Annotated in this window: 6 protein-coding genes, 2 tRNA genes and 1 riboswitch; all 8 genes read right to left on the reverse strand. The window is 63.4% G+C overall.

Translation table 11 applies throughout. The features are described 5' to 3' along the window. Positions 1 to 436: precorrin-3B C(17)-methyltransferase (locus ACOYIE_RS08510; protein WP_433412311.1), on the reverse strand; the 436-nt coding region annotated here is incomplete at its 3' end. Further along, positions 433 to 1,632 carry a glutamyl-tRNA reductase gene (gene hemA / locus ACOYIE_RS08515; protein ID WP_433412313.1) on the reverse strand — a complete coding sequence of 400 codons (1,200 nt, stop codon included), beginning with the start codon at positions 1,630 to 1,632 and terminating at the stop codon, positions 433 to 435. The genes hemA and ACOYIE_RS08510, both read right to left, overlap by 4 nt. Next, entirely contained in the window at positions 1,629 to 2,648 is a 1,020-nt protein-coding gene (locus ACOYIE_RS08520; RefSeq protein WP_433412315.1) for a cobalt-precorrin 5A hydrolase, read from the reverse strand. Before ACOYIE_RS08520 ends, hemA begins: the two co-directional genes overlap by 4 nt. Beyond that, a complete protein-coding gene (gene cobM / locus ACOYIE_RS08525) occupies positions 2,645 to 3,400 on the reverse strand; it encodes a precorrin-4 C(11)-methyltransferase (protein WP_433412317.1) in 756 nt (251 codons plus the stop codon). The genes ACOYIE_RS08520 and cobM overlap by 4 nt, the downstream gene beginning before the upstream one ends. Further along, positions 3,397 to 4,089 carry a precorrin-2 C(20)-methyltransferase gene (cobI, locus tag ACOYIE_RS08530; RefSeq protein WP_433412319.1) on the reverse strand — a complete coding sequence of 231 codons (693 nt, stop codon included), beginning with the start codon at positions 4,087 to 4,089 and terminating at the stop codon, positions 3,397 to 3,399. Before cobI ends, cobM begins: the two co-directional genes overlap by 4 nt. Continuing rightward, positions 4,086 to 5,213, reverse strand: a complete 1,128-nt coding sequence (gene cbiD / locus ACOYIE_RS08535; RefSeq protein ID WP_433412321.1) for a cobalt-precorrin-5B (C(1))-methyltransferase CbiD — start codon at positions 5,211 to 5,213, stop codon at positions 4,086 to 4,088. Before cbiD ends, cobI begins: the two co-directional genes overlap by 4 nt. Before the next feature lie 142 nt (positions 5,214 to 5,355). Then, a riboswitch (cobalamin riboswitch) is annotated at positions 5,356 to 5,558 on the reverse strand. 168 nt (positions 5,559 to 5,726) lie between these two features. After that, positions 5,727 to 5,802, reverse strand: a tRNA-Val gene (locus ACOYIE_RS08540). 3 nt (positions 5,803 to 5,805) lie between these two features. Beyond that, a tRNA-Glu gene (locus tag ACOYIE_RS08545) sits at positions 5,806 to 5,880 on the reverse strand. Positions 5,881 to 5,959 lie beyond the last annotated feature (79 nt).

Consider the following 5,959-nt stretch of genomic DNA (forward strand, 5'->3'; position numbering starts at 1 on the left):
GCCGCTTTTCGATGACCTCCCACGGCGTCAGCAAATCGGAAAGCGACACGCAGGCAAAATCACACGTCAGCGGTGCGCCGAGCACCGCGCCGCCCGCACAGGCGGCCGTCACGCCCGGAATGACTTCGACCTCAAGTTCCGGATACGGCGCGCATACCTCAAGCAGCAGTCCCGCCATACCGTATACGCCCGCATCGCCCGAAGACACGACCGCCACCGTTTTGCCGGAAAGCGCCGCGTCCCGCGCGGCCAGGCAGCGGTCCACCTCGCGCGTCATGCCGGTCTGGATGCGCTCTTTGCCGCAAAGCAGGCCGTCGATCAATGTCAGATACAGCCCATAGCCGGCAACACAGTCGCACTGTTCCAGCGCGCACACGGCGCGCTGCGTCATCTGCTCTTCGCCGCCCGGCCCAATGCCGATGCAGTACAGTTTCATTTTCCGCTCCCCCTTTTCATATGCGCAAGGCAGGCTTCCAGCCGCTCCGGACTGACAATATCCTTCATGCCGCCCAGCAGCAGGTCAACCGTTTTATGCACGGCCAGCGCGGCCAGGCCGTCCAGATCGGCATCCTCGTACAGGCTGTCATAGGCATGGTCATACCGCAGGCGGTCCAGCGCCGCATCCTTCATCTGCGCAATCACCGGCAGCGACTGCCGGTAGGCATACCATTCGTTCCATTCTGCCTGCTCTTCCTTTATAATCTGCGCCGCCGCCGCGCGTTCGGCCGTATTGTGCTCGCCCAGGTCGCCCAAATCGTCCAGATTCCAGACGGTCGGCCCGTGCAGCGCCGCGGTCTGCTCAATATCGCGCGGCATCGCCAAATCAACCAGCAGCGCCGGCGGCCTGTGCATGGCGGCGACAGCGTCCGCCGTCACCGTAAAATGCGGGCTGGCCGTGGCCGAAACCACAAGGTCCGCGCCTTCCATCCCCTCATACCGGCGGTCATACGGCCACGCCGCGCAGCCGGACGGCACGACAGTTTCGCCGTGCCGGTAGGTGCGGAGCGTAACCGTTACGTCAGCGCCCCGCGCATGCAGCGCCGCAGCGGCCAGCCGCCCCATCTCTCCGTTGCCGATGACAACGGCTTTTTTCTCCCGCAGCGTACCGAAAAACGTCTCCGCCCGCCGCACGCCTGCCGCAGCCGCAGAAGCGGGCACACCGGTCAGCCGCGTTTCCGTGCGCACGCGCTTGCCCGCCGTTACCGCACGGCGGAAAAGCGTATCGAGCACCGCGTCCATCGTGCCCGCCTCCCGCGCCAGCGCGGCGGCGCCGCGCACCTGGGAAACGATCTGATCGTCCCCGAAAATCTGACTCTCCATGCCGGCGGCCACGGCCATCAGGTGATGCACGGCCGCATCTCCGCTGCGGCGAACGCTCACGGCGCGGTAAGCTTCCGCGTCAAAATCCGCCGCCTGCGCCAGCACGGCAAGCACATCCACTTCGGCAGGTTCCGCCCCATGAATATACAGTTCGGTGCGGTTGCAGGTTGCCAGCAGCGCACAGGCCGCAACGCCCCGCGCCGCAGCGATGCGCGGCAGCAGCGCCTGCACCTGCCCGCGCGTAAAGCAAACCGGCTCGCGCAGTGCCAGCGGCGCATGCGCAAAATCCACGCCCACCATCCATAGATTCAAAATGCAGCCCTCCAGTTTTGTGCAGCCAGCGCGGCTGTCACGCCGTCCTGCGCGGTTTTGCGGCACACAAGCCTTCCGCCGTCCGATGATAACACCGCCGCCCGCTCGCACACATTATCCACGCCAACCGTCCGCTGTACAAAATCGGACGCCGTAAACGTTCCTTTTGCCGCGGCCAGTTCGGCGGCGGCAAAAACATGCAGCGGCAGACCGTATTTTTGACAAAATGCCAAAATCCCCGGCTCATCCCGCTTGATATCGACCGTTCCGACCGCGCACACCGCCAAAAGCGGTATGCCCGCGCTTTGCAGCGCCGCCTGCACCGCCGCCTCTATTTTCTCCAGCGGGGCAAGATGGCGGCAGCCTACGCCAAGATGCACAACGCGCGGCACCAGATGCAGCGTATGCGCAAAGGGCTGCGCCGCCGTATCATACCCGATGCAAAACCCGCTTTCCGCAGCTGCATCCATACTGATGTGCGGCGGCAGCCGTCCCTCCACCGGAAACGCAGACCGCAGGCCAACCGTTTCGCCGCGCAGCAGCGCGCCCGATATATATTTGATCTGCTCGGGTTCCAGCACCGCGCAGCCATTTTCCTTTGCCCATGTATCCACCGCGAACACGCCGCGTCCATCGGTTGCGGTCGTCACAACGGCCTGCGCGCCCAAACCGGCCGCCAGCCGCTGCGCCAGCGCGTTTGCGCCGCCCAAATGGCCGGACAGGATCGGAATGACAAATTTGCCCGCCTCGTCCATCACAACAACCGCAGGGTCAAACGCCTTGCCTGCCAGGTAAGGCGCAACCGCGCGCACCGCAATACCGGCCGCGCCGACAAATACGAGCAGATCACAGTCCACCATTGCCTGCTGGGCAAAGCGGGAAAGGTCTGTTGCGGAGAGCGACGCATCCACCGTGCGCGCATACCGCTCAACATGCGCGTCCGTCAGCAGCGCCGCGGCGCGCGCCGCGGTTTGCGCGCCTTTATCGGTAAAAGAAACCAGTTTTGCGTGTATCATCGGCTTGCCTCACGGAAACCGGTGGTAAACGCAGGATCATATAAGCAGCTGCGCTCATACCCGCCGCCCAGAAAACCGCCCACCGTAATCAGCGCGGTCTTGGTGATGCCCGCGCGCGCAGCGGCAGCAGGCAGCTCTGCCACCGTGGTGCGGACGACTTTTTCATCCGGCCACGTCGCTTTATACACAATGGCGGCAGGCGTTTCCGGCGCATAGCCGCCCGCCATCAGGCGGGATGACAGCTCCTCCAGCATACCGGCCGAAAGGAACAGCACCATCGTCGCCCCGTGGGCGGCCAGCGATTCAATCTTCTCTTTTTCCGGCACGGGCGTGCGCCCTTCCATACGGGTCAGGATGACCGTCTGGCTGACATTCGGCAGCGTATACTCCGCCTTGAGCGCCGCCGCCGCGCCGCAGAAAGAGGATACGCCCGGGCAAACCTCATACGGAAGCCCCAGTTTATCCAGCGCATCCATCTGCTCCCTGTGCGCGCCGTACACGCACGGGTCGCCTGTGTGCAGACGCACAACCGTCTGCCCTGCCCGCGCCGCCGGCGCCATCACCGCAATGACCTCTTCGAGCGTCATCTTCGCGCTGTCATATACCGCGCAGTCCGCTTTTTTGTATTCCAGCAGCGCCGGATTGACCAGCGAGCCCGCGTAAACGATCACATCGGCCTCACCCAGCAGACGCGCGCCGCGCACCGTGATCAAATCGGGCGCGCCCGAACCTGCTCCGACAAAATAGATCATGCCTTGTCCTCCCTTACCAGGATAACGGAAAAATATCCGGCCGGACCGTCCAGCTCCCGCAGGTCGGTCACAATCCGCTCGCCTTCCATGCCGCAGCGCTCCACCAGCACGGCGTTTTGCATTTCGCCGCGCGCTGCCAGCGCGTCCCGCACCGCAGGCGCCGACCGCCCCGCCTTCATCAGCACCTTATCTCCCTCCAGCGCAAGGCCTGCCTCCGCCGCGCCATGCGCCGCCGGAATGATGTGCAGCATTTCGCCATCCATACACAAAGCCCGGCCGGCGCGCGCCGCTGCCGCACAGAACGAGGGAACGCCCGGCACCAGTTCCGTCCGGTATCCGCGCGCCGCTACCCGCCGGTGTACATACCAATAGGTCGAATATACCGTCGGGTCGCCCAGCGTGATAAACGCAACCGTTTTTCCCTCATCCAGCAGCGCACAGACCGTGTCCGCGGCGCTGTCGTGCGCCGCGTCCCGCGCAGCTTTGTCATGCGTCATCGGCATGGCGCAGCAAATCACGGGCTTGTCTCCAATGCAGTCCGCCGCGATGGCAAGCGCAGTCTGCCCCCCGCCGTCTGCCTGCGGGGCCATCACCACATCGCTTTCCCGCAGAATACGGCACGCCTTTACCGTCATCAGTTCCGCGTCCCCCGGTCCCACGCCTACGCCATATAAAATTCCCTGTTTCATCGCATTTTCCTCAATTCACTGCATAATGCCGCCGCCCCGCGCGACTGTGCCAGCACACCGTACCGGTTGGTAAACATCACAAATTCGATCTGCGCCCGTCCGTTCAGCCGGCGCGCCAGCCGCTTTTCCATCTCTGCCCCGATACGGGCGCAGACCGGCCCGCGCAGTCCGGCTGCATCCAGCGCTTCCACCATGGCATCCACCGAAACGGCCTGCATCAGCGCTTCCAGCGTATCCTGCGCCGCGCCGCACAGGGCGGCGTGGGCGGCGAATATCTCCTGCCGGCCGTCCGCCGCTGCGGAATGCGTATTCATCACGCCTGCGGCAATTTTCACCAGTTTTCCGGCGTGACCCGCCAGCAAAATCCGCTCAAATCCGCGAAACGCCGCGTGGTCCAGCGCCTCTCCCACAAAGTTGGAACATTTGACCGCCCGCTCCAAATCCAGTCCCAGCGCATCTCCCGCAAAATCCGCGCCATAATTGCCGGGACAGAGCAGCAGCGTGCGTTCTCCCTGTGCATATACGCTGTCCAGCTCCAGCCGGATGGTATCCGTCAGCGCCTTTTCGCTCATCGGCTCCACCACGCCGCTTGTGCCGAGAATGGAAATGCCGCCCATCACACCCAGGTGGCGATTATAGGTCTGCCCGGCAACTTCCGCGCCGTTTTCCGCCGCAATGATAATATGAAAGCCGCCTGTATAGCCCGCCTGTCCGGCCGCCTGCCGCACCGCGGCCTCAATCTGCGCCCGCGGCCCGGGGTTAATCGCCGCCTGCCCGACCGGTACGGAAAGCCCGGGCTTTGTCACACGGCCAACGCCCGCTCCGCCCTCTATTGTAACACCGCGCATCGTCTTCTGTACATGGGCAAATATGCGGATGCCGTTCGTCACGTCAGGGTCGTCGCCCGCATCTTTGCGCACCGCGCAAACGGCCGTCCCGTCCCGCAGCGCCGATTGTTCAACCGGCAGCGTAAACACCACGCCCGCAGGCGTTTGCAGGCGAATCGCCTCGGGCGCTCTGCCGGTCAGCAGCAAGGCAGCCGCCGCCTGCGCAGCCGCCGCCGCGCAGGAGCCCGTTGTCCACCCGCGCCGCAGCGCGCCGCGGTAACCCATACTTTTTTCCATCCCGCCAGCCTCTTTCTTCCGTCCATTCAATCAAAAAAGCGCCGCATCCGAATGCAATCAACGCATCGGAGCGGCGCACAAAGGCGAACCTTCTCTGGCAAAGCCCTGCTTTCCGCACCGCGGCTGTCGCTCGCAACCGTATGCGCTTCCATTCAGCAGGGCAGGTATTCTGGCTTGGGGGTCATCGTCCTGTCCGCTGGTCTTCCCGATGAATTTGCTTCATCAGTGACCCTTTTGCTGCGGCGGACTCATCCCTTACAGCGGCGGGACCGCAGGGGAATCGCACCCCTTTCCCTATTATCCCGAACGGACAGGCCGTCGGGCACCCCGTTGTATCCGGCGAAATCCGCCGGAAGAAGTACCTCTATTATACCGAATAGCGGCGCGGCGTGTCAACCGCCCGCCGGCGGATTTCAGGCTTTCGTTCTTTTGTGAGATACCGCTTTGCCTGCGCTTGCAGTATCTATCATTTGAGCAAAAAGAAAAACCACAGCCTTTCGGCTGTGGTTTTTTTGGTGGAAGTTAACGGGCTCGAACCGCTGACCCTCTGCTTGTAAGGCAGATGCTCTCCCAGCTGAGCTAAACTTCCATGTGGTGACCCGTGCGGGAATCGAACCCGCGTTACCGCCGTGAAAGGGCGGTGTCTTAACCGCTTGACCAACGGGCCAAGGGAAATGGTAGCGGTAATTGGACTTGAACCAATGACCTTCCGGGTATGAACCGGACGCTCTAGCCAACTAAGCTAT

It is taken from the genome of Agathobaculum sp. (genome assembly GCF_050946325.1).
GTDB lineage: Bacteria > Bacillota > Clostridia > Oscillospirales > Butyricicoccaceae > Agathobaculum.